At 57.1% G+C, this 24547-nt stretch carries 22 protein-coding genes; 7 read left to right on the top strand and 15 right to left on the bottom strand.

What is annotated here, in order from left to right; translation table 11 throughout:
- Positions 1-52: 52 nt before the first annotated feature.
- The gene (locus tag VFU50_04235; GenBank protein ID HEU5232046.1) at positions 53-484 is read right to left on the bottom strand and encodes a hypothetical protein; all 432 of its coding nucleotides are present in this window, start codon (positions 482-484) and stop codon (positions 53-55) included.
- A gap of 89 nt (positions 485-573) precedes the next feature.
- Positions 574-1290, bottom strand: coding sequence for a GAF domain-containing protein (locus VFU50_04230; protein HEU5232045.1), 717 nt, complete (start codon positions 1288-1290; stop codon positions 574-576).
- Positions 1291-1747: 457 nt separating this feature from the next.
- On the opposite strand from VFU50_04230, the gene VFU50_04225 reads away from it, so the two are divergent.
- Genes VFU50_04225 through VFU50_04215 form a run of 3 tightly spaced genes read left to right on the top strand, consistent with a single transcriptional unit; the run spans position 1748 to position 4375 of the window.
- Positions 1748-2605 (top strand): hypothetical protein, encoded by an 858-nt coding sequence (locus VFU50_04225; protein ID HEU5232044.1) that lies wholly within the window; start codon positions 1748-1750, stop codon positions 2603-2605.
- Positions 2606-2624: 19 nt separating this feature from the next.
- Positions 2625-3347, top strand: coding sequence for a hypothetical protein (locus VFU50_04220; protein ID HEU5232043.1), 723 nt, complete (start codon positions 2625-2627; stop codon positions 3345-3347).
- A gap of 8 nt (positions 3348-3355) precedes the next feature.
- A complete protein-coding gene (locus tag VFU50_04215) occupies positions 3356-4375 on the top strand; it encodes an alpha/beta hydrolase (protein ID HEU5232042.1) in 1020 nt (339 codons plus the stop codon).
- Between the two features lie 116 nt (positions 4376-4491).
- Here the strand turns inward: VFU50_04215 and VFU50_04210 are convergent, their stop codons facing one another.
- Complete coding sequence (locus VFU50_04210) at positions 4492-4941, bottom strand: cyclic nucleotide-binding domain-containing protein (protein HEU5232041.1); 450 nt, start codon at positions 4939-4941, stop codon at positions 4492-4494.
- Between the two features lie 333 nt (positions 4942-5274).
- On the opposite strand from VFU50_04210, the gene VFU50_04205 reads away from it, so the two are divergent.
- A complete protein-coding gene (locus VFU50_04205) occupies positions 5275-5595 on the top strand; it encodes a co-chaperone GroES (protein HEU5232040.1) in 321 nt (106 codons plus the stop codon).
- A 187-nt stretch (positions 5596-5782) separates the two neighbouring features.
- On the top strand, positions 5783-7450 hold the full coding sequence (gene groL / locus VFU50_04200; GenBank protein HEU5232039.1) for a chaperonin GroEL: 1668 nt from the start codon (positions 5783-5785) through the stop codon (positions 7448-7450).
- Between the two features lie 323 nt (positions 7451-7773).
- On the opposite strand, the gene VFU50_04195 is transcribed toward groL, so the two are convergent.
- Positions 7774-8358, bottom strand: a complete 585-nt coding sequence (locus VFU50_04195; GenBank protein HEU5232038.1) for a GTPase domain-containing protein — start codon at positions 8356-8358, stop codon at positions 7774-7776.
- Positions 8359-8503: 145 nt separating this feature from the next.
- Entirely contained in the window at positions 8504-9775 is a 1272-nt protein-coding gene (locus VFU50_04190; GenBank protein HEU5232037.1) for a VWA domain-containing protein, read from the bottom strand.
- A gap of 112 nt (positions 9776-9887) precedes the next feature.
- On the opposite strand from VFU50_04190, the gene VFU50_04185 reads away from it, so the two are divergent.
- Positions 9888-10982 (top strand): VWA domain-containing protein, encoded by a 1095-nt coding sequence (locus tag VFU50_04185; GenBank protein HEU5232036.1) that lies wholly within the window; start codon positions 9888-9890, stop codon positions 10980-10982.
- A 364-nt stretch (positions 10983-11346) separates the two neighbouring features.
- Here VFU50_04185 and VFU50_04180 read toward each other — a convergent pair whose 3' ends face one another.
- Positions 11347-14001, bottom strand: a complete 2655-nt coding sequence (locus tag VFU50_04180) for an ABC transporter permease (protein HEU5232035.1) — start codon at positions 13999-14001, stop codon at positions 11347-11349.
- Positions 13998-14339: a PadR family transcriptional regulator gene (locus VFU50_04175; GenBank protein HEU5232034.1), complete on the bottom strand. Its 342-nt coding sequence runs from the start codon at positions 14337-14339 to the stop codon at positions 13998-14000. Before VFU50_04175 ends, VFU50_04180 begins: the two co-directional genes overlap by 4 nt.
- A 352-nt stretch (positions 14340-14691) precedes the next feature.
- Between VFU50_04175 and VFU50_04170 the strand changes: the two genes are divergently transcribed.
- Positions 14692-14856: a hypothetical protein gene (locus VFU50_04170; protein ID HEU5232033.1), complete on the top strand. Its 165-nt coding sequence runs from the start codon at positions 14692-14694 to the stop codon at positions 14854-14856.
- A 66-nt stretch (positions 14857-14922) separates the two neighbouring features.
- Here VFU50_04170 and VFU50_04165 read toward each other — a convergent pair whose 3' ends face one another.
- The 8 genes from VFU50_04165 to VFU50_04130 form a co-directional block, all read right to left on the bottom strand.
- Positions 14923-15291 carry a VOC family protein gene (locus tag VFU50_04165; GenBank protein HEU5232032.1) on the bottom strand — a complete coding sequence of 123 codons (369 nt, stop codon included), beginning with the start codon at positions 15289-15291 and terminating at the stop codon, positions 14923-14925.
- A gap of 197 nt (positions 15292-15488) precedes the next feature.
- Entirely contained in the window at positions 15489-15800 is a 312-nt protein-coding gene (locus VFU50_04160; protein ID HEU5232031.1) for a hypothetical protein, read from the bottom strand.
- A 105-nt stretch (positions 15801-15905) separates the two neighbouring features.
- Entirely contained in the window at positions 15906-18485 is a 2580-nt protein-coding gene (locus VFU50_04155; GenBank protein ID HEU5232030.1) for an HD domain-containing protein, read from the bottom strand.
- A gap of 9 nt (positions 18486-18494) precedes the next feature.
- Positions 18495-18833, bottom strand: coding sequence for a P-II family nitrogen regulator (locus tag VFU50_04150; protein HEU5232029.1), 339 nt, complete (start codon positions 18831-18833; stop codon positions 18495-18497).
- A 284-nt stretch (positions 18834-19117) separates the two neighbouring features.
- Complete coding sequence (locus tag VFU50_04145; GenBank protein HEU5232028.1) at positions 19118-20536, bottom strand: ammonium transporter; 1419 nt, start codon at positions 20534-20536, stop codon at positions 19118-19120.
- 241 nt (positions 20537-20777) lie between these two features.
- Positions 20778-21704: a homoserine kinase gene (gene thrB, locus VFU50_04140; GenBank protein HEU5232027.1), complete on the bottom strand. Its 927-nt coding sequence runs from the start codon at positions 21702-21704 to the stop codon at positions 20778-20780.
- Positions 21701-22915 (bottom strand): threonine synthase, encoded by a 1215-nt coding sequence (gene thrC, locus VFU50_04135; GenBank protein ID HEU5232026.1) that lies wholly within the window; start codon positions 22913-22915, stop codon positions 21701-21703. The genes thrB and thrC overlap by 4 nt, the downstream gene beginning before the upstream one ends.
- Positions 22916-23245: 330 nt before the next feature.
- Entirely contained in the window at positions 23246-24544 is a 1299-nt protein-coding gene (locus tag VFU50_04130) for a homoserine dehydrogenase (protein ID HEU5232025.1), read from the bottom strand.
- Positions 24545-24547 lie beyond the last annotated feature (3 nt).

The following is a 24547-nucleotide window of genomic DNA, read 5'->3' as shown; positions in this document are numbered from 1 at the left end:
ATGTGAACTGTGAGCTTGAGTCAATAGCTAGCCGGCACTCACTATGAACATTTCAGCCAAGGAACATCAACGCCTGCAGCCCAGCAAACGCAATCGCGATTAGGACAGCAAGGTAGAACGGAATTGTTCGTAGTCGCAGCTCGCGTTGGTTGGAAGTCAATACCAGAATTGAGGAATAAATTGCGGCAGCAGAGCAGGCGGAGCTAAATGCGAGCACCGATGGCTTTGCCGCTCCGCAAGGACCCATGCCAGCGAATCCAAAACCAGCAATGCCGATCAAGAATGCCGAGACAATCAACAGCGTGGCGTAAATCCAATGAATCTTCGGATCATTCGATCGGCTAAGAAAACCGTTCTCGCGCATGCCGCTTCTCGGAATATGAGTGTCGCCCAGTTTACGGTAATTTTGTACCGCGCTTCCATCCACCATCGTTGCGAGGGCTGTGCAATGCTCAGGGCCGATCACGCTATCGGGACACAGCACGCCAGGAACGCGCTCATTTGCGGATTGTGCATGCCAAGCTTCCGCCACTATTTGCCACGGTCGCTTTGTGGCCAGCCAACTGATCCGTGTTAGGCAACAATTTCCGCTATGTCAGGGGCACGACTTCCACGAGTAATCGCAACGACCAGAAGACCGGTTAGCAATTGGACCGTGGCGACATCCTGATCGGAAAATGCGTTCTTCTGACCGGAGAATATTTCGAGCACGCCGAGCACGCTGTTGAGATGAGAAACCGGCGCGGCCAACACCGACTGCGTTCCTAACTCGCGGCAGCGTGTGCGATCCACATAGGGATCGTGCTCCGATGAATCGCAGCGCCAGCTCATTGCAGTACGAGCGCAAAGGCCGGAGATGCCGCGGTTCAGGTCGATCTCAACTCCGAGATCGGGAACCGATGCTCCGGCATGGGCATGACAAACGAGCTTTCCTCGACGCGCAAGCGCGAGCGCGGCGCCGTCGGCGCGAGTAGCTGTGCAGGCACGCTCCAATACCCAGCGCATGGCGGGCTGAAGCTGCGGCAGTGCTTGCGGCAGAGTGCGGCACGTCAGGCCGGTCATCGCCGGCTCTGCACATAGTAAGGTTGAACTTTCGGAGACAAACTCTGATGGTTTGTTCTTCTCCAGGATGTTCTCGACCACCCGATTGATGACAGCGTCATCAATCAATCGAGCACGATCCTGTTCGCGAATCGCTCCGCCGAGCACTCGCGACAGGCTCAGCAGCGCCGTGCTGCTGCACGCCAGGCATTTGGTTGTGTTGTTGTAGCTGATAAGTTCACAGCTCACGCAAAATACGGTGTTCTGTAATTGCAGGAAGGTAACATCTGCGGCCCTGAATTTTGACATCCCGAAGTGCGCGCCCCGATCCCGACGAAGTAGGAACTGATTTGTCGAAGATAAATTTCGCGCGCTCACTGTGCGAGTGACAGCAATGGTACATTTGCGCTGCGCGTTGTCCCGCGATGACGACGCCGACTGCGTCGTCAGGTCATTAGAATTTCCGCTCGCTCTTTCTGCTCTGTCATGCTGAGTCCGCCTCAGCGGACGAAGGATCTCCTGCGATGCTTATAGCGAAGACGGATTCCGCGAGGCTCCTCGGCAATCGCTGTCGACTTTATGGTGGAAGAGCCATGCCGACGACAGCTAAGTGCGAAACATCGCCGGAGATCCTTCGCGCAAAAGGACGCGCTCAGAATGACAGGCCTATAAGGAAGTAGTCAGAATATGATGAATAATTCAAGCAATGTCGCTTCAAGCCTCACAACTCCGGCAGGAAATTACTCAACGAGCCGTGGAGTATGCGCAGGCAAATCGGATTTACTTCCGCCGTAGCCACTTCGATTTCGGGAGCGTTGTCTTTGATCCTGATCTCGAACGCCAGACTCACGGCAATTTCCATCCTGCAAGCTATCGTGCGATTCTTCGGCGATCGATTTGGCGCAAGCGTTTGGGCAAAGTTTTAACCGTTCCCGACAAGCTGCGGAACCTCGAAGACGATCGGCGCCTTTGCGAACTCGATTCATGCTGCAGCTCGGACGCGCTGCTGATGAATGTCTTCTGCCATCCGCGCGTGCGCAGCTCTTATCGGGTGCTCAGCTTGCTTGGGCTCGACGGACCTGCAGTCCCAATCTTCGGATGGCGCGCTCGTGTTCCTCTCGCGAACGAAAAGTTCGACAGAACAGAAGTGGACATGAAGCTCGGTTCCCTTCTCGTCGAGTCCAAGCTGACGGAATCATCATTCGAGAACTGCGATTTCAAACGCATGCACGAGTACTTGGATTTTCGCGACGTCTTCCACCTGAATCAGCTCCCTCGCTCGCGGAAGCAATACCGCTGCTACCAGTTGCTGCGCAACGTGCTCGCCGCAAACACGCACAGCGCAAGCTTTTGCCTCATCACCGACGCGCGTCGCACTGATCTGATTCAGGATTGGTTTGAAGTGCTCGGCGCAATCTCAACATCGCAACTGCGCACACGCTGCAAGCTGCTCACCTGGCAGGAACTGGCCGAAACGTTGCCGGCTTCTCTGCAACGTTTCCTCGCGCTCAAGTATGGAATCGGCACTGCGGTTGATGTGGCCGCAAGCTCTGTGGGATATTGACCGGCGGAGCCCTTTGCTGATGTCGAACTCCTCCGTCGCCGTCCGCTTCGAGTACGCCAGTGAGCGCAAGATTCGCGAGCGCAACAAACTGCATTACCGCTTCGCGCATTGGCCTATCTGGATCGCCGTTTTCTATCTCGCTCCCGGCCCGTTTACTTTCGATCTCTTCGCGCACGGACTGCATCCGTATATGGCTGCATCGCTCGGCGTTGTGATGATCGGAACTGGTATTGCAGCACTGTGCGGTCAGCTTCCCGGAGTGGAACCCAAGCCGTACATCATCCGCTTTACCGAGGACCGTCCTAATCCTCTTTATCGACGCATCTGCTACACGCTTGCGTGGAGCGAGTTGGTCACCTACGCCGTGCTGAATATCAGCGGACTCATCGGCGCGATCATCACGGGACACTGGCGATTGCAGCAGATCTACTCGCATTTCTACTTTCCTCTGGCCGCAACCTTTTGGATTCTCGGAGCTCTCGGTCTGCTTCCACGCGTAAAGCGCTCCACTGTCGGAGAAGGACACGAGCGCCGATACTTCTACGGCACCGTGTGGGCGTGTGTCGTCGCGCAGCCCATTTTGGGATTGCTGTGGTGGTGGCTGCCGCGAGGCCGAGCGTTCGACATGCTTCGTCTCTGCGGATTTGTCGGCGTGCTCGCGTTTATGGGTGCGCTGGCAGTGAGAGGCTATCTGCCACGCACGCGTCCGATCCTCCCCGGCGAACTCGCCGTCTCGGACTGATCCTCCGCGTGCTCTATTTTGCTATCGCCATCGGAATTGCAGTGCTGCTGGTGGTCTGCGGCATCGTCTATCAGACGCTCGGCTTGCGATCTGACCAGCGCCGCTTCCCTGCTCCGGGCCGGCTGATCGACGTCGGCGGGCATCGGCTTCATCTTTACGAAATCGGCTCCGGGCCATCTGTCATTCTCGAATCGGGAATTTCGGCTTCGTCGCTCAACTGGCGCAGAGTGCAAAACGAGGCCGCTCGATTCGCGCGTGTCTGCAGCTACGATCGCTCTGGCCTGGGCTGGAGCGATTTGTGCAATCAGCCATGCGCACCAACAGCTTTGGCGCGCCAGCTTCATGCTTTACTTCAGGCTGCTCATATTCCTGCGCCTTACATCCTGGTCGGACACTCGTTCGGTGGGCTGATTGTGCGTGCATTCGCGTCAGAGTTCGGCAATGAGACTGCCGGGCTGGTGCTGGTCGATCCTCTTGATCCAGCCGAATGGACTCCCATCACCGAACAGCAGCAACGAATGATTGCGCACGGTATTCGGCTGGCACGCCGGGGAGCGCTGGCAGCGCGGCTGGGCGTGGTTCGCGTTTGCCTGAACCTGCTTCTCGCCGGCAACCGTCTGCTGCCGAGGGCTGCAGCGAAAGCATGGAGCGGGCGGGCCGCTGAGGTCACCGATCGCATTGGCGGGCAGGTGCGCAAAATGCCGGAAGAGACTTGGCCTCTGGTCGCCTGCCACTGGAAGCAGTCCAAGAGCTTCGAAGGCATGGCGCGGCATTTCGAGTGCCTGGCGCAGAGCATCGTTGAATCTTCCGACTTTCCCGTTTTGGGCTTGCCAGTCACAATGCTCGTCGGTGCGCAGAATGAGCATCCGACTGATCAGGACGCATACGCTCGACGAATTTCAACCAGGACCAAAATAGTGATGGCAGAAAAAAGCGGGCATTGGATCCAGCTCGACGAACCCGAGTTGGTGGTGGATGCAATTCGGGAAATGGTGGAAGCCATGCAACAACAGAACCGGCGCCGGTAGGGGTGGGCCGGAGATGGCGAATGGCCAGCTCCGGACTTGTGACATCCTCGGCATTCGGAAACGAGCGCAGCCGCAACAGAAGCGGCTGCCCCCCCCGGCTACCGCCCGCGGTTCCGTTAAAATCGGCGCTTCTGGGCTTCGAGGAAGCTGTGCGATGTTTCGCGCAGGCGGCGTGACAGTAGCACAGCGAGCGACTGATAGAACCTGGCTCCTACGTGCGGGAACATGCGGAAGATGCGATGCAGCTCGGCGCAGTCGATCGCGTCCACTTCGACTTCGGTTTCTGCGATCACCGTGGCACTGCATAGGCAGTTTTCAAGGAACGCGATCTCGCCGCAAATCTGCCCCGGCCCAATCTTAGTCAGTAGAACTCCATTGGCTTCGATGCGGGCGCTTCCGCTGCGCAACAGGAAGAGCGTTCCGCCTGGAGAATCCTGATGAATGAGCACGTCCCCCGCGTTGAACTTCATCTGGCGAGCACCAGCCTTGATTAGTACCCAGTCATTTGCGGTGACCAGATTCAGCGGATTCGGCGAGCTTGTCTTTTCCTGCGCTGCGAGAGCCATGAGTGCAGACTATCGGCCGCTCTCTGAGCGGTCAATGTACGGTGGTAACGTCGAGACCACCAAAAGTCGTATCTGGAGTCGGATTTCTGCCGAGGTTCTCGCATTGAGTGTCTTTCACTCAAGTTTCACAACTAGCTTCTTGACAACTCAGAACAGCCTATCTACAATTAGCACTCGTAAGGCGTAAGTGCTAACAGCCACTCGCGCCCGCTGTCCTGACGGCCTGCTTCCCCGGTTGTCGCTCACGGATAGCGATCAAAGTTTGCTCGTATTTTCAACAGCTTGGAAACACAACTTCAAATTTTAGACAACTCACAAGGAGTCGATTAGGACATGGCAAAGCTAACTCCATTGCATGACCGCATTCTGGTTCGCCGCGTTGAAGAGGGCGAAACCGTTCGTGGCGGCATCATCATTCCCGACACTGCGAAGGAGAAGCCGCAGGAGGGTGAAGTGATTGCCGTTGGTGCTGGCAAGAAGAACGACAAGGGCGAGAGACAGCCTGTAGACGTGAAAGAAGGCGATCGCATTCTCTTCGGCAAGTACGCAGGTAACGAGATCAAGATCGACGGCGAAGAGCTGCTGATCATCCGCGAAGAAGAAGTGCTCGGAATCCTCTCCGGCGCCGCGAAGTCGGTAAGGAAAGCAAGTTAACAGAAGCTCCTAAGCTGCTTAGCTGCTGAGCTTCTAAGCCAACAGCCAAAGGCAGCGATGGACCTTCGGTTTTTGAAAGCTTAGGAGCTGAGAAGCTTAGCAGCTTAGAAGCTCCACGAGACGTTTCGCCGGCACTACGCCGGCTCAGACATGATCGGCCGCAGTAAGCGGTTAAGGAGATAGAAAAATGGCAAAGCAGATCGTACACGGCGAGGAGTCGCGTCAGGCGATTCTCCGCGGCGTCAACGTACTGGCTGACGCAGTGAAGGTGACGCTCGGTCCGAAGGGCCGCAACGTCGTTATTGAGAAGAAGTTCGGTTCGCCGACCATCACCAAGGATGGCGTGACCGTAGCAAAGGAAATCGAGCTGAAGGATGCGCTCGAAAACATGGGCGCGCAGATGGTGCGCGAGGTCGCTTCGAAGACCTCCGACGTTGCCGGTGACGGCACCACCACCGCGACCGTGCTGGCACAGTCGATCTTCCGCGAAGGCGTGAAGACCGTCGCAGCCGGAGCGAATCCGATGGCTCTGAAGCGCGGCATCGAGAAGGCTGTCCAGGCCGTTGTCGGTACCGTCGATGAGGAAGGCAACCGCAAGGGCGGCGCTCTCAGCGGATTCTCCAAGCCCGTTTCGGGAGAGATGATCGCGCAGGTCGGCACCATCTCGGCCAACAACGACGAGACCATCGGCAAAATCATCGCCGAGGCCATGAAGAAAGTCGGCAAGGATGGCGTGATCACGGTGGAAGAGTCGAAGACGATGGAGACGCAGCTCGAGGTCGTCGAAGGTATGCAGTTCGACCGCGGCTATCTCTCTCCGTACTTCGTCACCGATCCAGAGCGCATGGAAGCCGTCCTGGAGAATCCCTACATCCTGATCTACGAGAAGAAGATCAGCTCGATGAAGGACCTGCTCCCGCTGCTCGAGCAGATCGCGAAGAGCGGCACACCGCTTGTGATCGTCGCTGAAGACGTGGAAGGCGAAGCGCTGGCCACTCTCGTGGTCAACAAGCTGCGCGGCACGCTGAACGTCGCCGCCGTGAAGGCTCCTGGATTCGGCGATCGCCGCAAGGCCATGCTGCAGGACATCGCCATCCTCACCGGTGGCAAGGCCATCACCGAAGATCTCGGCATTAAGCTCGAGAACGTCCAGGTGAACGACCTTGGCCGCGCAAAGCGCGTCACCATCGACAAGGACAACACCACCATCATCGAAGGCAAGGGACAGACCAAGGAGATCGAGGGCCGCGTGAAAGAGATTCGCGCCCAGATCGAAAAGACCACCAGCGACTACGATCGCGAGAAGCTCCAGGAGCGCCTGGCGAAGCTCGTGGGCGGCGTTGCGGTGATCAAGGTCGGTGCTGCGACCGAGACCGAGATGAAGGAAAAGAAAGCTCGCGTCGAAGACGCAATGCACGCAACCCGCGCGGCTGTCGAAGAGGGCATCGTCCCTGGCGGCGGCGTAGCCCTTGTGCGCTGCATCGCGGCTGTGGAAGCTCTGCAGAAGACGCTTACCGGCGACGAAGCCATCGGCGCGTCGATCGTGAAGCGCGCTCTTGAAGAGCCTCTGCGTCAGATCGTCGGCAACGCCGGCGAAGAAGGCGCGGTCGTGATCGGCAAGATCCGTGACTCCAAGGACAACAACTTCGGATACAACGCCCAGACCGGAGCATTCGAAGACCTGGTTAAGGCGGGCGTAATCGATCCGACGAAAGTCACCCGCACTGCCCTGCAGAACGCCGGCTCCATCGCCGGCCTAATGCTGACCACCGAAGCCCTGGTCAGTGAGCTTCCGGAAGAGAAGAAGGAAGCTCCAATGCCCGGCGGCCACGGCGGCATGGGCGGAATGTACTAGAAGCAGCTTCTGAGCTGCTAAGCTCAAGGCAAAATCAAGCCCCGCGGAAATGCGGGGCTTTTATTTTGCTTATTAGCGAGATCGCTGATCGGCAGCTTCAATTCGATGAGAGTTGATGGATTTCTTTGGATTCCCGAATCGGGCTTCGCCCGCGGCTAGAGCAATTTCACAATTGCTGTGACTGAGTCGGTGATTCCTGAAATCAGTCAGTACCGTCCGCGGTAGCGGATGGGTTCATCTGATCTCGAAGAAAGCACCCATTCCCTACCGCGAACGGTACTGACCTAACGCAACTCGGATACAGCAACGTGAAATTGCTCTAATCAACCCTTCTTCAGTTCGACAAGTACCTGTCTTGCGACTTCGCGGAGGGTTTCAAAAACGCCGTTGCCTTGGAAGGCGACGGCTTCAAAGACTGGTTCGTTCTTCTTTAGCAGCTCTTTTTTCAGTTGATCTACCGGAAGAACGTTGGGCAGATCGCGTTTGTTGAGCTGGAGAACGTAGGGAATTTTGGTGAAGTCGTAGCCGTGCTCTTTGAGGTTGTCCTGCAGATTGTCGAGCGCTTCGATGTTGGCGTCCATGCGCTCGGGCTGTGAATCCGCTACGAAGACCACACCATCAACGCCGCGAAGAATGAGCTTGCGGCTGGCGTCATAGAACACCTGTCCGGGTACGGTGTAGAGATGGAATCGCGTCTTGAAGCCGCGAACTGTGCCGAGGTCCAGCGGCAGAAAATCGAAGAAGAGGGTTCGATCGGTCTCGGTGGCCAGCGAGATCATCTTGCCCTTCTGCTTTTCATTGGTCTTATTGAAAATATGCTGAAGGTTGGTAGTCTTGCCGCCTAGACCGGCCCCGTAATAGACGATTTTGCAGTTGATTTCGCGAGCTGCGAAATTGATAAAGCTCAATTAGCCGTCCTCACAGGTGAGCCGCACGCTGGCAGCAATGAAACTTTGGAAGAAGAATTGCCTGACCTAAGTTCTTATAACATATCGGCAAACGTAACATTCAGATGAGGCGCGCAGCGAGGGTTCCGCTGGTAACTACTTGGGGTCACTTCCGCCCGGGAGGCAGTGGATAATAGCCCGCTTTCGCCGTTACGCGCAGTCCAGGACGATCAATTCGGACCTCAATGTCGCGGTAGTTGTCCGCGAGCGTAGCCTGCGTGTAATAGCCGAGCGTGTACTGATTGCGCGCGACGACGGTCACCGACGCATAAGCCTGCTCGATTGCCTGGCGAGTAATTTCGCTGAAAACCTCGCCTCCAGTAGCGCTGGCATATTTCGGCAGGATGTTCGAATTTCCCGTTCCGGGAAGATTGATCTGTTCCAGCTTGCGCACAAGTGGAACTCCGGCGGTGCCAACGCCAATGCCGTACACGCTGACTTTGTTCGTAAGCAACACTTTCAGAACGTCTGCGTAAGAGGCGTCGCTGCCGACCTCACGGCCTTCCCCAATGACCATGATGATCCGCCTCCGGCCGGGCGGGACTTTGGACAAATCTAACGCTGCTTCCAGCACAGCATCATTGAGGACGTGGCGCTCGCGTGGGATGATCGGCGTCTGGGGAACGCTGGGGTCCATCGGATGTCCATTCACAGTCGGACCCGCCCCAAACGGGCCGCCGCTGACCGGCACTCCGCTGTAGGTGCCATGCTTATCCTGGGCCACGCGGTTCAAGGCATCCCCCAAGCGACCTCCGGCGGCATTAAATCCAGACTCCCGAGTCACGGAGTTTCCGTAGGTGTACACCGCAACTTCATCATACGGACTAAATGCTGCCTGAAGCGCTTGCAGTCCGGCTTGCACTTTGCGCAACTCAGTCGCGGGCATGCTCACATCGATGAGGACCGCCGCTGAGATCGCCAGCGGATCGCTCGTGAAAAAGCTCAGCTTCTGGCGCACTCCGTCTTCGTAGACAGTGAAATCCCTGGGCAGCAGGCCTTCAACCATTCGACCTGAATCGTCCTTTACCGTGACCGGAATCTCAATAAAGTTAACGTTGACGCCAAGGGTATAGAGCCGCTGCGTATCAGGTGTCTCGGGGTTCCGGACTTCTTGTGGAGTTGAAACCGGAGCCTTACTGGTTTCCGGCGTCGCTGGCGCCGGAGTGGAAGCAGGTTCCGCTGTTTTGTTTTCCGTCGGCTGGGCCGTAGGCGCGGGTGGAGGCGTGTCGTGCGAGCTCGACTCCGTTGCCGGTACCGGAGGCAGCGTCTGCTGGGGCTGTGGGGCGTCGGGCAAATTCTGTTTCTGTGATTGCGCCGGAAGCCACGTGCAGAGAAGCACGATGGTCGTTATCAGTGCGGTAAACCGTCCCACTCGCATCAATTCGTCCTCCGCGCAGAAGCAGATACCGCGACTATGCGTCCCATTGGTGTGTCTGAACGTACGAAGCTATAGAATTGTGTAAAGCTTAGCAAAAAGCCGGGCCTCAACTATGAAGTTTTGTCACGCTGTTCCCAGTGCGTCCAGCCGCTGGATACGCTTTGTGCTGCTCTTCTCTGCTTTGATGATGTTGTGGGTGCCTGCGTTCCCACAAACTCAAGATCTGCCTCCGCCCAAGAATCCCGACACTGGCCCCCAGACCAACAGCGACGAGGGCAGCTCGCCGGTGATTCGCAATCGTACCCAGCCAAGCGACGATAACCCTATGCAGACGCTGAAGGTTAACGTCGATGTCGTGAATCTTCTCTTCAACGTGAAGGATAAAAAGGGACAGCTATTGCCGAATCTGGCAAAAGATGAATTTCAGGTAAGCGAAGACGGCAAACCGCAAACAATTAAATACTTCAAAGCGGAATCTAATCTTCCGCTGACCATCGGCATCCTGCTCGACACCTCAGCCAGCCAGGAGCGCGTGCTGCCGATTGAGAAAGAAGTTGGGGCGCAGTTCCTGCAACGAATGCTGCGGAAGCAAGACGAAGCCTTCCTCATCAGCTTCGACGTAAATGTAGATCTCCTGCAGGACTACACCAACAACGGTCGCGATATTCGCAAGGGCATGGACGCCGCCAAAATCAATGCCGGCGGCGCAGTAGGCGGAATCCCCGGAATTGGCCAAGGCCCAGTAGACATTCCACCCAAAGGCACTCTTCTTTATGACGCGGTCTATCTCGCCGCACACGACAAGCTGCGCAGCGAAGTAGGCCGCAAGGCTTTGGTTCTGCTAACCGACGGGGAAGACCAAGGCAGCCAGTTAAAGCTGCAGGACGCCCTTGAAGCGGCGCAGAAGTCGGACGTGATCGTCTACGTGCTGCTGATCAGCGACAGTGGCGTTGCCATGGGCACCGGCTCCGGTCTGATGAGGAAGCTCTCCGAGGAAACCGGCGGGCGAGTAATCCACGTCGGGAACAATCAGGACAAATTGCAGAAGGCCTTTGATCAGATCTCGGAAGAGCTGCGCAGCCAATACAGCATCGGCTACACACCGACCAACGACAAACACGACGGCACTTACCGGAAGGTAGAGATCAAGACGAAAGACGGCTACAAGGTGCAGGCACGGAAGGGATACTACGCGGCGGCGAGCTGAACGGCGTTGGCCGTAACAGCGCCCGACTTGGGAGGCAATCCAAACCTCTTCCTGGTGCGTTTGGGAACAGCGTAATTAACAGCGTAAAATCGCAATCCGCCCATTCGAAGAACGGATCATCTTGCACAAATGCACACACATCAATCGATTAGCTCGTTTCACTACACCTTCAGCCATCGCGAGAAAATAAATAACAGCGTAATATCAGCGTAATTCAGAGTCGGCCACATCCGTTCGCTCACCAGACAGGCTCCAAAAAGGGACTTACCCCACCGCGTTTGATGCTCCGCAGAAACATAGGGACTCGGGAAATATCGCTATGCTGGGGCCACCGCCGGACGTATAGCTCCAAAGCTGATCCGGATCATTCATATCGAAGCGCAACCAGCGGATCAAGTCTCATTGCCCGGCGTGCCGGGAAGTAGGCCGCAGCCAGCGCCACGAGCGAGAGCAGAACAGCCACCGCAATAAAGGTCATTCCATCAGTAGCGGTGACGCCGTATAGCAAACTCGCCATCAGCCTCGTCGCCAAAAACGCGCCCATCAAACCAAGGCCAACTCCCATCAAAGCGATTCGGGCCCCATGCCCCAAGATCAGGGATTGAATTTTGCCGCGACTCGCTCCTAAGGCCATACGTACGCCGATCTCCGAAGTTCGTTGCGCGACCGAGTACGAAATCACTCCATATACTCCAACTGCGCCAAGCACGATCGCCAATCCGGCAAAAATTGCGAACAGCAACATGATCGAACGCGGTGCAGAAACGGATTTATCCACCACAGCGCGCAAGGTTTGAACCTCGGTTACCGGAACTTCAGGATTAAGCTCTCTCACCGCCTCGCGCAGCGCGCCGGAGATGCTCGCAGCATCGTTCGAGCTCCGCATCACTACGGTCATCTCCGTCGCAGGACGCCGGTCAATCAGCACGGCATGCGCGCTGTACGGTTCATAGATTGCTCCTGCGATCCAGTCAGGCAGAGTCTGAGCCATGCTGTCCTCGCGCACATCCGGCACCACGCCTACGATTCTGCGCCAATGGTTGTCGCGCGGATCTTGAGGCTCCCACGCAGCCCTTACATGTTTTCCCACGGGATCTTCTCCCGGCCAATACTTGCGCGCGGTTGAGGCGGTAATCAGCGCCACCGGCTCGGCCTTCGGCGCAGAATCCGACGGCGTGAACCCTCTGCCTTCAAGCAGGGGAATCTGCATCACCGAGAGATACTCAGGCGTAATCACGCTGTCGAAGATCAGAGGTTCGGGTTGATTGCCGGTATCCTGCGGATAGCCTTCGAACCGAGCCGCAATGAACGCCACACGACCATTCAGCGGAAGCGCATTCACCAGCGCGGCTCCGTGCACTCCGGGCAGCGCTCGCACTCGATCAAGCAATGCGCTATAGAACGACTGGCAGCGGCTGAAGTCAGCGCAAAAAGCCTGATTCGGTGTGAGTCGGGCGCTCAGAATTGACTCGCTGCGAAATCCGGGATCGACGTGGACAAGCTGCCACAAGCTTTTCACCAGCAGCCCGGCCGCAGTTACCAACACGACTGCCAGTGCAATTTCGGAAACGACCAGACCACTGCGTAAACGCTGGCTGCCGCCCACAGTATTCTTCGATCCCGTTTTGAGCGACTCGGTCAGATCAACTTTGGATAGCTGCAGCGCCGGCGCGAGTCCGAAAATAAAACCCGTGCAGATTCCGACTGCGGTCGTAAACAACAGTACTAGCGGATCAATAGATATCGTCGGCAATCGCGGAATACTCTCCGCCGGCAGTTCCGATTTGAGCCACGCGACGCCCACCCACGCGAGCGCCAGTCCGATTGCCGCGCCGGCAATTCCCAGCAGGACGCTCTCCGCTAACAACTGCCGGCAAATGCGCCATCGTCCCGCGCCGAGCGTTGCCCTAACCGCGATCTCCCGCTTTCTCGATGCAGCGCGCGCCAGCAACAAGTTGGCTACATTCGCGCATGCGATCAGCAGAACCAACGTGATCGCTCCGAGCAGGATCAGCAGCTTCGGTTGAACGTCACCCACAATCTGCTGCTGGAGTGAGATCACGCGCGCTGGCTGCCATGTGCTCGAAGGCAGCTTTCCCGGAAACAGCGCGAACAGCCGGCTCTGAAATACCTGAAGCTCCGCCTGTGCCCCCGCAGGCGTCGCTCCGTCTCGCAACCTGCCGATGATAGGAACCCAGTCTCGCTGCCAGTACGTATCGCTGCGAGGGTCGAAGGCGAACGGGATCCAGAGCTGAGTCTTCGGAGACCCAAATTGGAACTCGGCGGGCATCACGCCAACCACTTCGCGGCTTACGCCCGCCAGAGTGATTTGGCGGCCAATGATGCCGGGATCACCGCGGAATTTCTCTTGCCAAAGCGCGGAACTGAGGATGACTTTCGAATCGCGTCCGGGATGGTCCTCGCCACTCTGAAAGACTCTTCCCAATTTCGGATGTACTCCGAGAAGAGAAAAGAACTCGGCCGACACCTCGGTTCCGTAGAGTCTTTGTGGATCGCCCTGCCCTGTGAGGTTGAGTCCTTCACCTTCCAGGTATGCAGCCACATCTACGGTTCGCAGACTCGATCGCATGGCGACAAAGCCACCTTGCGGATACCAATTGTGTGCGCTGAAACTGACGAGTCGTTCCGGTTCGGGAAAGGGCAAGGAGCGGAGAAGAACCGCATTCACCAGGCTGAAGATCGCGCTGTTCGCGCCGATGCCCAACGCCAGCGTAAGCACCGCCACAATCGTGAATCCCGGATTTTTGCGCAGTGCGCGGAAGCCATAGCGCACGTCGGCAAGAAAATCTTCGATCCACATCCAATGCCAGGTCTCGCGTCCGCGTTCCTCGATGAGAGTGGCGTTGCCGAATTCGCGCTGTGCGCTCGCGGCAGCCTCCGCAGGCGACATTCCCGCCTCGATGAGTTCCTGCGTTCTCTCCTCGAGGTGTCCGCGAATCTCGGCCGAGAGATCGTCGCAAAGATCGTTTCGTCTGCGTAGCTGCGTGATCCAGTTCATGACTTTGCCGGAGCCAACACGCGAGTCACGCCTTCGAGCATGCGCTCAAACGCCGAAACCTCATGCGCAAGATGCTTCCGTCCCTTCGCAGTGAGCCTGTAAATGCGAACGCGTCTATTTGTCGATGAAACACCCCACTCCGCAGTGACCAGTTCATTCTTGAGCAATCGCTGCAGCGCCGGATAGAGCGATCCTTCTTCAATCTGCAGCAGATCATCGGAAGCGCGTTTGATGTACTGGCAGAGCGCGTATCCGTGCATCGGCTGCAGCCGCAACGTGCGCAGGATCATCATCTCCAGTGCGCCAGGAAATAGATCACGTGGGTTGTTCGCATTCATGCTCTAGTTTCAAGCCCAGCGGTGGGCGATCCCATTCTACTCAATACCTAGAGCAAACAGGTGTCCATCGTGTACTTAGCCCAATATCAACGATGTACGAGCAGAGACACTTCCCAGGCGATGTTCGCCTATGAACAGCAGTGGCCGGAACCGAACGTTGCCAGGGAGTTGTGATTCGAATTCATGACACGGCAACTGCTTATGTGGATGATCAGAGTTTTGAATGGTTATTTGCCGAATCCGGGCAAAGTCTTTCGCATCGAAACAGTGTTTGTTTTTGTAGCGCTGTACCCGACATGGGACTTAAGCATCTTTGGCTTTGCCCAAACGCGAACGGCGGTAAGGAGAAAGTATGGGCAAGCTAATTGAGTTCTACATTCCTGAAGGCTTTAGCTTCGAAACGAAAGGCGGCGACACTCCGAGAAATTCCCGGGTCATCGAGTTTCCTTCCGGGAAGTCAGATACGTTGCATCAGATCACATGGATATTCCCAGAAGTTGACGCCGATCTGGCTTGATGCAGATCCAATTCATTGCTTCCTGAACTGGGAATTTGTTGCGACTAAGACGATGGGGGTCCGATCTCACAACCTGGCGCCGAAAGCCAGCAGACGGCCATCACAGTCCTTCACTACAAACTCTCGGGAGTGCCAAGGCATGTTGGAGAGTCCTCGAGTGAACTCAACGCATTTGGCTGAATACTCGGCATAAAGCGCGTCTGCATCTTCGACATGCAGGTAGGCGTCGAGCAGTTCGTCCGCGTATTTGTCCGGATTGGCTGTGGGCGCCGGGGCGCAGCGGAAGTGAATCGCATGCTGGTCGCGTGCCACGATGGCGTAAACCGGAGGATCCATCCACGTCCCCAGACATTCGAAGCCAAGCTTGTCGTTGTAGTAAGCAATCGTGCGTGGAATGTTGGTGGTGAAGAACAGAGGTACGATCTGGCGGATCATAGAGGAAGTGTACCCTCGTGCCCCGCCGCATAACGGCGAGGCAACTTAGCAGAATCATCGAGGCGGCCGCTGATCATCGGCCCGCGCACGATCTCGGGACCGGTTTCCGAAGCGCACTGTTTGCGACACAGTAGATTGTCATGTGTTCGCCGCCACCCAGATATTTGGATCAGTACCGAGCTTTAGCGGCGCCGCTACTACCTCGACGCATCCGGCAGCGGCTGCGAAATGCAAAAGAGAGTTCCTTCATTAAAACGACTTTGCTTTTCATCTCCGCCGAGCAATTGAATCAGGAAAGCAGCAGACTCTTCGATCGCACACCGCAGGCTCTTGCCCGGAACGAACCGACGCAGCACATCCTTGCCGACGCGTGCATAAAACGCTGCCGACGGCCGCCTGCAACCTTCTCCCCCTACGAGAGCTTCCAGCACCGTGCCACCAGAAGACATGAGGGCTGATTGTAGCCGTTTGGAGATTGCTTTTTGGCCGATACCCGGGGGCGGAGCCATGGGCGAACCAAGTATCCCAAGCAGTGCGGACGTCCTCTTCATGACCGCCCTTCGGAATCCTCAAGAACTTTTTCCGACAGCCCTGACATCTTCTACTCAGTTGATTTATCCACCGCTGAGCTTCTCTTGCAGCAGGTCGTGCAAACGATTTTGCATTTCGTTCGACAGTTTTCTCCCATGCGCAGTGAGATAGAAGACATCGAGCGCCATCTCCCCTTCGGTGTCGATGAGGGCGATCTCGATGTTGCAGCCAAGCTGCGCCAGGGATTGGGCGATTTGATACAGAAGCCCGGGCCGATCCTGGGCCACAACCTCCAGCACTGTGCTGTGCGTTGACGAGTCGTTTTCCAGAAGCACTTTGGTTTCGATCTGCACCTTCGGCGTGGCCGGACGGAGAAATCCTGTTCTGGACCGGATCAGTTCCTCGAGCGAACGCTCGCCTCGGATGATCCGCGCAATCTTCTCCTTTAGCTGCTCGTGCTCGGAGGCGTTCAGGTCAAGGGCGCGAAAGCGATCTTTGAAATAAAACGAATCAACGGCGATGCCGCTGCTGTTCGAAAAAGCATTGGCCTTCACGATCTCCATTCCCGACGCGGAGAGCGCACCCGCAATCGTGGCGAACAAGCCGGGCTTGTCGCCGCTAAGAATCGTCAAATCGTAGAGATCGCGGTGTGGAAGCAGGCTTAATTCAACACCGTTGTGCTGCAACTTCGAGAACAACTTGAAGTGCTGAGCAATGTGCTCCGAGCTGTAGATTTTCAGGTATCGCTGCGGCAGCCCTTCGAGGAATGGCTCCAATTGCTTTGCCAGTTCTGAAGGAAATGAATAAAACTTGCCGCTGCTCTCAGAATCGAGTGTGCCCTGAACGATGGCATCGTCCACGTGTCGATTGAGGAAATTTGCCGTGGAGGCATAAAGATGCCACAGCGTCTCGGCCTTCCATTCTGTCATTGCCTCTGGGTTCACCGAAGAGATGTCGGCATACGTGAGCAGCGTGAGCATCTTTAGCTGCTCCGGCGTTTCGACTTTAGCCGCGAGCGCGCCGATCACTTTCGAGTCAAAGATGTCGCGCCGCATTGAGGCGGACATCTCCAGATGATTTCGGATCAGGAACAGTACCGTCTGCTGATCCTGCGGTTCGAGTTTGAATCGTAACAGAACTTCCTTCGCAATTCTGAGGCTCCCCTCGACGTGGTTCTCACCTTCGATCCCCTTTCCTACATCGTGCAGTATCAGAGCCAAATACAAGACTTCAGGTTTATCCAACTCCTGCAGAATTTCGCCGAAGCGTTGCGCCCATTCCGATTCAGACTCCCCGAGCCCATGGAGCGTGTCGATCGTAAGGATCGAATGCTCATCGACGGTGTAGCGATGGAAGTAGTCGCGGATTACGAGGGCGTCGATGAGCTTAAGCTCGGGGATGAGCACATCGAGATAGCCGGAGTCGCGCATGGCGCGCAGCGCGCTTCCGGCGAGGCGTCCGACGAGAATGGGATTGAGCTCCAGCCATGCAGATTCCTGTGACGCGCTCGCGAACTGCGACGCCGACGCGCGCAGAAGCCGCTGCGCATCAACGCTGAGCTGCAAAGGCTCGGTAGCCATGCGTTGGAAAATTGCCAGTGCTGTCTTCGCGGAAGGCACATCTTGAAGCTGCAGAATCGCAGCTAAGGGAGGCTCTGTTTTCGCTCCCGGCGCCCTCCGCGGCATACCTCGCAATCGATCACGGAAGGAGACGGGCGTGCGGATGGCATCATCGATCAATTGCAAGCAGGCGCCGTAAATCGTACGCGCGTTGCGAAAATAGTCGCGCATCCATTGCGCCGGTTGGACCGACACCGAAGGAGCGCCGATTCCCTTCTCCGCCGCCGCGTCCTGCGTTTCCCAGCTCAACTGGTTGTCGTCGCGTCCGTTGCGGTAATGCAGGAAGCAGCGCACCGAGATTAGAAAATCAAAAGCGGAATTCAGCTCGGCGCGCAGAGGAAATTGAAATAGCGATTCAGGCGCGGGCCACAATCCGGAAAATCGAAACGACTTCGCCAGAGCCAGCCAGTTTGCGAGGTTGTAGTCGCGCAGACCTCCAGGTCCTTCTTTTACCTGCGGCTCCAGGTGGTAGATGGTATTTGCGTATTTCGCGTGACGCGTCCGCGCCGACTCGCAAACCAGACTCATCAGCGCGGTGCCCGACTTCCGCATCAGGCCAGGCAAGACCTTATTGCGAACTTCGTCGAAGAGCTCGCGGTCGCCGATGAGAAAACGCGAATCGAGCAGCGAGACGGTAAACTCGGGATTCTCCGGATCGAGCTTGCCGCACTCGACTACTGTACGCGCCGTAGCGCTGGCGCGAATCTTCAAATCCCACAGATCGAGATAAATCTGGCTGAGCGGATCCTTGTACGCCACTTCATGCTTCGCGTCCCGAAAGAGGAAGAGCAAATCGACATCGGAATGCGGCAACAGCGATCCTCGGCCGTATCCTCCGAGAGCAACAATGGAGACGCAATTCGGAGGAACGATCTCTTTTTCGACAAGCTGGTTATAGCAGGTGAGGACGACGTCATCGACGAGAGCGGTGCGTCCGGAGATAACGGCGACGCCGTTGCCGGAATAATCGAACTCTCTGCGCAGCGCGCCGAGACCGGATTCATACCGCTCACGTACTTCGCCGCTGGAGAGGACCACAGACATGCACTGCGCCTACAGAGCGTTCAGGCCGCGCTCCTCGTTGCGAATGCGAATGGCTTCATCGATACGCGAGAGGAAAATCTTTCCGTCTCCGATGCGTCCGGTCCGCGTGACAGAAATAATGGTCTGTACTGCCCGGTCGACCAGTTCGTCCGACAGCACGAGTTCCAGTTTGATCTTCGGCAAAAGGTCCACAGTATACTCGCGTCCACGATAGATTTCCGTGTGCCCCTTCTGCCGGCCATGGCCGCGCACCTCGATGATGGTCATCCCTTCGACGCCGATCTCGAGCAGCGCTTCTTTCGCCGGCTCCAGCTTCGATGGCTGGATGATCGCCTCTATCTTCGTCATTCCCATGAATGCCTCGTTATGAAATTGCTGCCTCTTTTTCGCCACGGAGCCACGGACGACAAGAAAGCGCTAAAGGCAAATTGAACACGGAGGACACGGAGGAACGAAGGTTCAAGTCTACGTGCTGCAGCTTGCCTGGTCGAACGACGATCTTTCTTTTGCTCTGAAAAATTTGCGCCTCTTTCGTTATAGGAGGAAAAAATCTCCGTGCCCTTCGTGTCCTCCGTGTTCAATTGTGTTTTTGGGTTTCCTCCGTGCCCCGTCTCCACGGTTAAAATGGGCTCTCACGACGCCGAGAGTTCCCAATAATAACCTTCTTCGCCGTGCTGGCTGAGATCGAGTCCTTGGACTTCGTGATCTGCGGGAACTCGCAGCCCAATCAGCACATCGACGATCTTCAGAATAATCAGCGTGCCCACAATCGCGATTCCCCACGCGATCAGCACGGCGATGCACTGATTTCCAAGCTGACCCCAGTGACCATCTACGACTCCAGAGGGCAGCACATTGCCTTGCGCGTCGTGATAAATCGGATTGATGCTGCTCGTGGCAAAGATCCCCGTGAGCAGCGCTCCGATAGTTCCACCAGCGCCGTGAACGCCAAAGGCGTCGAGCGAGTCATCATATCTGAACCAGGCTTTGACTTTCGCCACCATGAAGTAGCAGAACACTCCCGCAATTGCCCCAATCACCAACGACGACATCGGAGTAACAAATCCGGCAGCGGGAGTAATCGCCACCAGTCCGGCGACGCTTCCCGAAATAGCACCGAGGGCGCTTGGCTTGCCGTTGCGCACCCATTCAGCAACAGCCCAACCTAAAGCAGCAGCCGCCGCGGCAAAGTGCGTGTTCACGAACGCGCTCGTAGCCAGTCCGCTCGACGCCAGCGCGCTCCCCGCATTGAAACCGAACCATCCTACCCACAGCAGACATGCACCGACAAAACTCAGCACCACGCTGTGTGGCGGCATCGGCTCTTTGGGATAACCAAGCCTGCGTCCAAGATAAGCGGCGCAAACCAATGCCGAGACTCCGGAGGTCACGTGAACAACCGTTCCGCCGGCGAAATCCAAACTGGGAAAACGTCCTCCAAGCGCGGCGTTCAGCCACCCACCTTTGCCCCACACCATGTGAGCCATGGGGGCGTAGACAACCAGCGACCACAAGGTCATGAAGAGCAGCATGGCGCTGAACTTCATGCGTTCGGCAAAGGCACCCGTGATCAGAGCCGGCGTGATGATGGCAAACATCAATTGGTAAATCATGAAGGTTTGCGCAGGAATGGTCGCGGCGTAGTCAGGATCGGGAGCGATGCCGACTCCGTGCAGAAACATGTTGTGCAGTCCACCGATGAAGCTGTTCCCTGCCCCAAAACACAGGCTGTAGCCGATGATCGCCCAGATCACAGTGATCAGCGCCATCATGGCGAAGCTCTGCAGCATGGTCGCCAGCACGTTCTTCTTGCGCACCAAGCCGCCATAGAAAAGAGCCAGGCCCGGGCCGGTCATCATGAGGACCAACGCCGCGCTCACCAGCATCCACGCATTGTCCGCCGATGACTGTGCGGCTTTTACCTGCTGTTCCAGTTGCGCGATGCGATCGGGAGACGCGCTTTGTGCCACACCAGCGATGCGGGTAGCCAGTACCACAAAGACACTGCCGCCACACAGCCACAGCCGTCTGCGAAGGAGATCTTTGTTCATTGTTTTGTGAAATGCGCCGAAAAAGATGAACAACAGCTTAGCTGTGAGTGTGCCGGATTTAGATGTTCTCTGAATTGAATCTTTTGATTGCGAAAATCAGTTTTTCTTATGTGCATAGACCGGAGAACGGCGAACACGAAGGTCACGAAGCGCAACACAAGAGGTCACTAAGAAGCGGTTCATTTGTGACCTCTTCTGTTGCGCCTCGTGACCTTCGTGTTCGCCGATCCTCCGGTGATTTTCACGAAGTGCACAGAAGCGGCGCAATCATAGTCGCCGACGGATTGTGGACGTGCAGAATCGAGGTCCGAAATGGAATCCCCAGTGGATGGTAGCTCTGCGCAAGCATTTCCTCGATCTCACTGCATCTCTCGCGCGCCAAGGCTACGATGGATGGTCCAGAGCCGCCGAGAAAGACGCCGAGCAAGTCTGGGTGCGAGAGCCGGAGTGCCGCATTCAGTCCAGGCACAAGCGGCTCACGCGTCGGTTGATGGAGACGGTCGGCGAGAGATTCTGCCAGCAGCGAATCGTCGCCACTTTGCAGCGCCTGCAATAGCAAAAGGACGCGCTGCATGTTTGCGACCGCATCTTTCAATGGAACAGCCTGCGGTAACGCCTTGCGCGAACGCTCGGTCGAGAGTGCCACTTCCGGGGTGAGCACGACGAATCTCAGCGAAGAAGGCCATGGACTGGAAAACGCACATACCGATCCGTCCTGCTTCTGGCAGCAAACAGCCAGCCCGCCGAGGAGCGCAGCCGCCGCGTTGTCGGCGTGTCCTTCGAGTTCTGTGGCTGCGGTTAGAAGAGATTCACAAGTCTGCTCACCATAGAGAAGTTCGTAGAGCCTGAAACCAGCGATAGTCGCAGCCGCGCTGCTGCCAAGGCCGGAACCCATGGGAATGTCACTTTCGACTTCCAGGTGTAAGGAAGGAAAATCGTGCTGATCGACCGCGAGCTTGCGAAAGGCGGTCTCGATGCGATTCTCGCCATTGAGCGGAAGCTTCCCAAAACGAAAATGCAATGCTCCACGCTCAGAGGAGCTCACGCGAACAACGCGCAGGCGCAGGTAAAGCTGCACCGCCACTGCCAGCGTATCCAGGCCGGGACCGATGTTGGCAATCGATCCCGGCACCATAATCTCAGCGCCTTCCAATTCTTGAGAACTCATGAGTCTGCCTTCCGAACTGCCTTGCCTTCGTGCATCTTGAGGACGATGTCGGGATCCTTCAGCACGTGCCCGGTGAGGATCGCTACTACCTGCGCATCGCGCTCGATTGCTCCGCGCTGCCGCAGACGACGAATGCCCGCCAGCGTCGTCGCCGAAGCAGGTTCGCAGCCGATGCCGTCGCGTCCAATGATGGATTTCGCCTCGAGAATCTCCTCGTCGTTCACGTCGAGCACGATTCCCTTTGTGAAACTCAGAACGTGCAGCGCTTTGCGCCAGGAACGTGGAGAGCCGATCTGGATCGCTGTCGCGCAAGTTGTTGGGTTGGAAACGACTGTCAATGACTGGGCTCCTGCCGCCACGGTCTGCACAAGAGGATTTGCTCCTGCTGCCTGCACGATAACAAGACGCGGCACCTTGGAGATGAATCCTGCCGAGTGCAGCTCTTTCAGGGCCTTCCCAAAAGCGGAAGAGTTGCCGAGGTTGCCGCCCGGAACAACGACGAAGTCTGGAGGATTCCAATCAAGCTGCTCCATCAGCTCGAACATCGTCGTCTTCTGGCCTTCGATACGAAATGGATTGATGGAATTAAGGAAGTATTCGCCGGAATCTTTGCGCTGCATCATCTGTGCGAGCGCGTCGTCAAAGTTGCCGTCGATCTCGACCACCTCGGCACCGTAGTCGAACGATTGCGCTACCTTCGCCCGTGAGAGCTTGCCTTTCGGCAGATACACGCGGGCAGTCATGCCGGCGCGCGCTGCGTACGCTGCCATCGAAGCTGCGGTGTTGCCGGTTGAAGCGCAGGCAACTATCCTCGCGCCGCGCCGCCGCGCCTCTGTTACACCAACGGTCATGCCGAGATCTTTGAATGAGCCGGTCGGATTCCAGCCCAGATGCTTGAATTGCAACCGACTCACGCCGGCGTATTCGGCGGTGTTCGCGCCGGCGAGCAGCGGAGTATTCCCTTCTCCCAACGTGACGATGCTCTCGTCGAGATACTGCGGAAGGAACTCGCGAAAGCGCCACACGCCGCTGCGATCTTCCGGAGCATTGGAAGCGCGGCGGTCGCGCCAGAGGCGCCGCAGTTTTCCCGCGTCAGGACGAAAGCCGTTGCTGGACATCTCCAGCAGATCGCCGCACTTGGGGCACTCGAATGACGCGAACTCCCGGTCGAGCGCGTGACGGCATTCGTGATTGCTGCACTGCAATTGCATATGTTTCAGTTACAAAAATTTCAAATCCAGCGGACAGCAGGCCCGAAGGGCCGAAAGAAGCGCAGCCCAGGTGCGTAAGCCCTGGGTCATCCGCCGTATCCGATCCGAGCCCTGAAAGGGCGGCATCTTGTCTCCCTGCGAAAAAGGTATGCCGCCCCTTCGGGGCTCCGTTCCGTGGATTTCTACCCAGGGCTTACGCCCTGGGCTGCACTTCTTCCGGCCCTTTGGGCCTTGATTCTCGTTCAGCGGAAATCCCTTTTTTCAGCTCCGCTTTTCTTCAATGCACCCGCTGCGGTTTCGTGTTCCACACACCGATGCGGAATGTCTAAATCAATCCGCAAAAATCCTGAGCTTCAATGGCGCTTCAACCAGAAACTCGCTGTGCGCGATCTCTTCCAGAGCCGCCGCCAGCTTCACCCCTCTGCACGCCTCCACAGTCACGACGAACGGAAGCGCGCTCTTATCGAATCCCGGCTTCTGAAATACGGCATCGACGTTGATGTGAAACTTCGCCAGGACGCTGGCGATGCTGGCCACGATTCCTGGACGGTCCTTTACCACAAAGCGCAGAAAGTACGGTGCAACACAGTCTTTTGCCAATTCAAAATCTCGTGCAGGCCGCAGCGCCGTACGTGAAGGATTGTGCGAGAGAGTCAGCAGATCGGAGACGACCGCGACCGCGGTTGCATCGCCGCCCGCGCCCGGACCGGAAAAGGCGGTGTTGCCTCCGAGCTTGCCGCCGGTGATTACAACGTTCTCGCATCCTTGTGCTCGCGCGAGTGCCGAAGTTTGGCGAACCAGCATGGGCTCAACCGTCGCGAAGGCCTCGTCACCATTTACGTGCGCTTCGCCGATCTGACGAATCGTGCAGCCAAGCTCGCGCGCGTACTCGAAGTCGATTGGCTGTACATGCGAGATCGGAGTGCATGGCACGGCTTCGACCGGAACCTCTGCACCGAGCGCGACGCGTGCGAGGATCACCAGCTTGGCGCGCGTGTCGTAACCGGCGACATCATCGGTCGGATCGGCTTCGGCATAACCCAACTCCTGAGCCTGCTTGAGTGCCACGGCGAATGGCTGTCCGGTTTCCATCTTGCTGAGGATGTAATTGCAGGTCCCGTTCAGGATGCCGCAGACCGATTGCAGTTCGTCACCCGCGAGTCCGCGCTCGACGGCGGTGATGACGGGAACTCCGCCGGCAACCGAAGCCCCGAAAAGCAGTTGGCCTCCGTTCTCGGCAGCGACCGCCAGCAGTTCCGGTCCGAAGCGCGCGATGAGCTGCTTGTTCGCCGTGACCACCGACTTGCCTGCTTCGAGGGCGGCCTTCACCCACGAGTACGCAGGCTCTACCCCGCCTATGACTTCGACGAGCACGTCGGCGTCGCTATCCAGCACGGCATCGACGTCTTCGGTCCAGAAAACGGATGAATCCACCCACGAAACCTGCTTGCGTTGTACATTGCGGTTGAAAACATGAGTAAGTTCCAATCCGGGAGCATTTCCCGAAGTGAGAATGCGCGCGACGGAGCTTCCTACGGTTCCAAAGCCAAGAAGCGCGACCTTGCGCGCAGCTGCCGGAGCGACCGACAGGGGAGCGGGTTGAGAGAGAACGACCGTTTGGCTTGCCATCGT

It is taken from the genome of Terriglobales bacterium (genome assembly GCA_035764005.1).
Classification (GTDB): Bacteria; Acidobacteriota; Terriglobia; order Terriglobales; family Acidobacteriaceae; genus Gp1-AA112.
The sequence above is the reverse complement of the archived record's forward strand: the minus strand, read 5'-3'. Positions and strand labels throughout refer to the sequence as shown.

Coding starts and splice junctions, on each gene's coding strand:
- VFU50_04225 (HEU5232044.1), top strand. CDS start 1,748: ATGTCGCTTCAAGCCTCACAACTCCGGCAGGAAATTACTCAACGAGCC.
- VFU50_04220 (HEU5232043.1), top strand. CDS start 2,625: ATGTCGAACTCCTCCGTCGCCGTCCGCTTCGAGTACGCCAGTGAGCGC.
- VFU50_04210 (HEU5232041.1), bottom strand. CDS start 4,941: ATGGCTCTCGCAGCGCAGGAAAAGACAAGCTCGCCGAATCCGCTGAAT.
- VFU50_04205 (HEU5232040.1), top strand. CDS start 5,275: ATGGCAAAGCTAACTCCATTGCATGACCGCATTCTGGTTCGCCGCGTT.
- groL (HEU5232039.1), top strand. CDS start 5,783: ATGGCAAAGCAGATCGTACACGGCGAGGAGTCGCGTCAGGCGATTCTC.
- VFU50_04190 (HEU5232037.1), bottom strand. CDS start 9,775: ATGCGAGTGGGACGGTTTACCGCACTGATAACGACCATCGTGCTTCTC.
- VFU50_04185 (HEU5232036.1), top strand. CDS start 9,888: ATGAAGTTTTGTCACGCTGTTCCCAGTGCGTCCAGCCGCTGGATACGC.
- VFU50_04180 (HEU5232035.1), bottom strand. CDS start 14,001: ATGAACTGGATCACGCAGCTACGCAGACGAAACGATCTTTGCGACGAT.
- VFU50_04175 (HEU5232034.1), bottom strand. CDS start 14,339: ATGAATGCGAACAACCCACGTGATCTATTTCCTGGCGCACTGGAGATG.
- VFU50_04170 (HEU5232033.1), top strand. CDS start 14,692: ATGGGCAAGCTAATTGAGTTCTACATTCCTGAAGGCTTTAGCTTCGAA.
- VFU50_04165 (HEU5232032.1), bottom strand. CDS start 15,291: ATGATCCGCCAGATCGTACCTCTGTTCTTCACCACCAACATTCCACGC.
- VFU50_04160 (HEU5232031.1), bottom strand. CDS start 15,800: ATGGCTCCGCCCCCGGGTATCGGCCAAAAAGCAATCTCCAAACGGCTA.
- VFU50_04155 (HEU5232030.1), bottom strand. CDS start 18,485: ATGTCTGTGGTCCTCTCCAGCGGCGAAGTACGTGAGCGGTATGAATCC.
- VFU50_04150 (HEU5232029.1), bottom strand. CDS start 18,833: ATGACGAAGATAGAGGCGATCATCCAGCCATCGAAGCTGGAGCCGGCG.
- VFU50_04145 (HEU5232028.1), bottom strand. CDS start 20,536: ATGAACAAAGATCTCCTTCGCAGACGGCTGTGGCTGTGTGGCGGCAGT.
- thrB (HEU5232027.1), bottom strand. CDS start 21,704: ATGAGTTCTCAAGAATTGGAAGGCGCTGAGATTATGGTGCCGGGATCG.
- thrC (HEU5232026.1), bottom strand. CDS start 22,915: ATGCAATTGCAGTGCAGCAATCACGAATGCCGTCACGCGCTCGACCGG.
- VFU50_04130 (HEU5232025.1), bottom strand. CDS start 24,544: ATGGCAAGCCAAACGGTCGTTCTCTCTCAACCCGCTCCCCTGTCGGTC.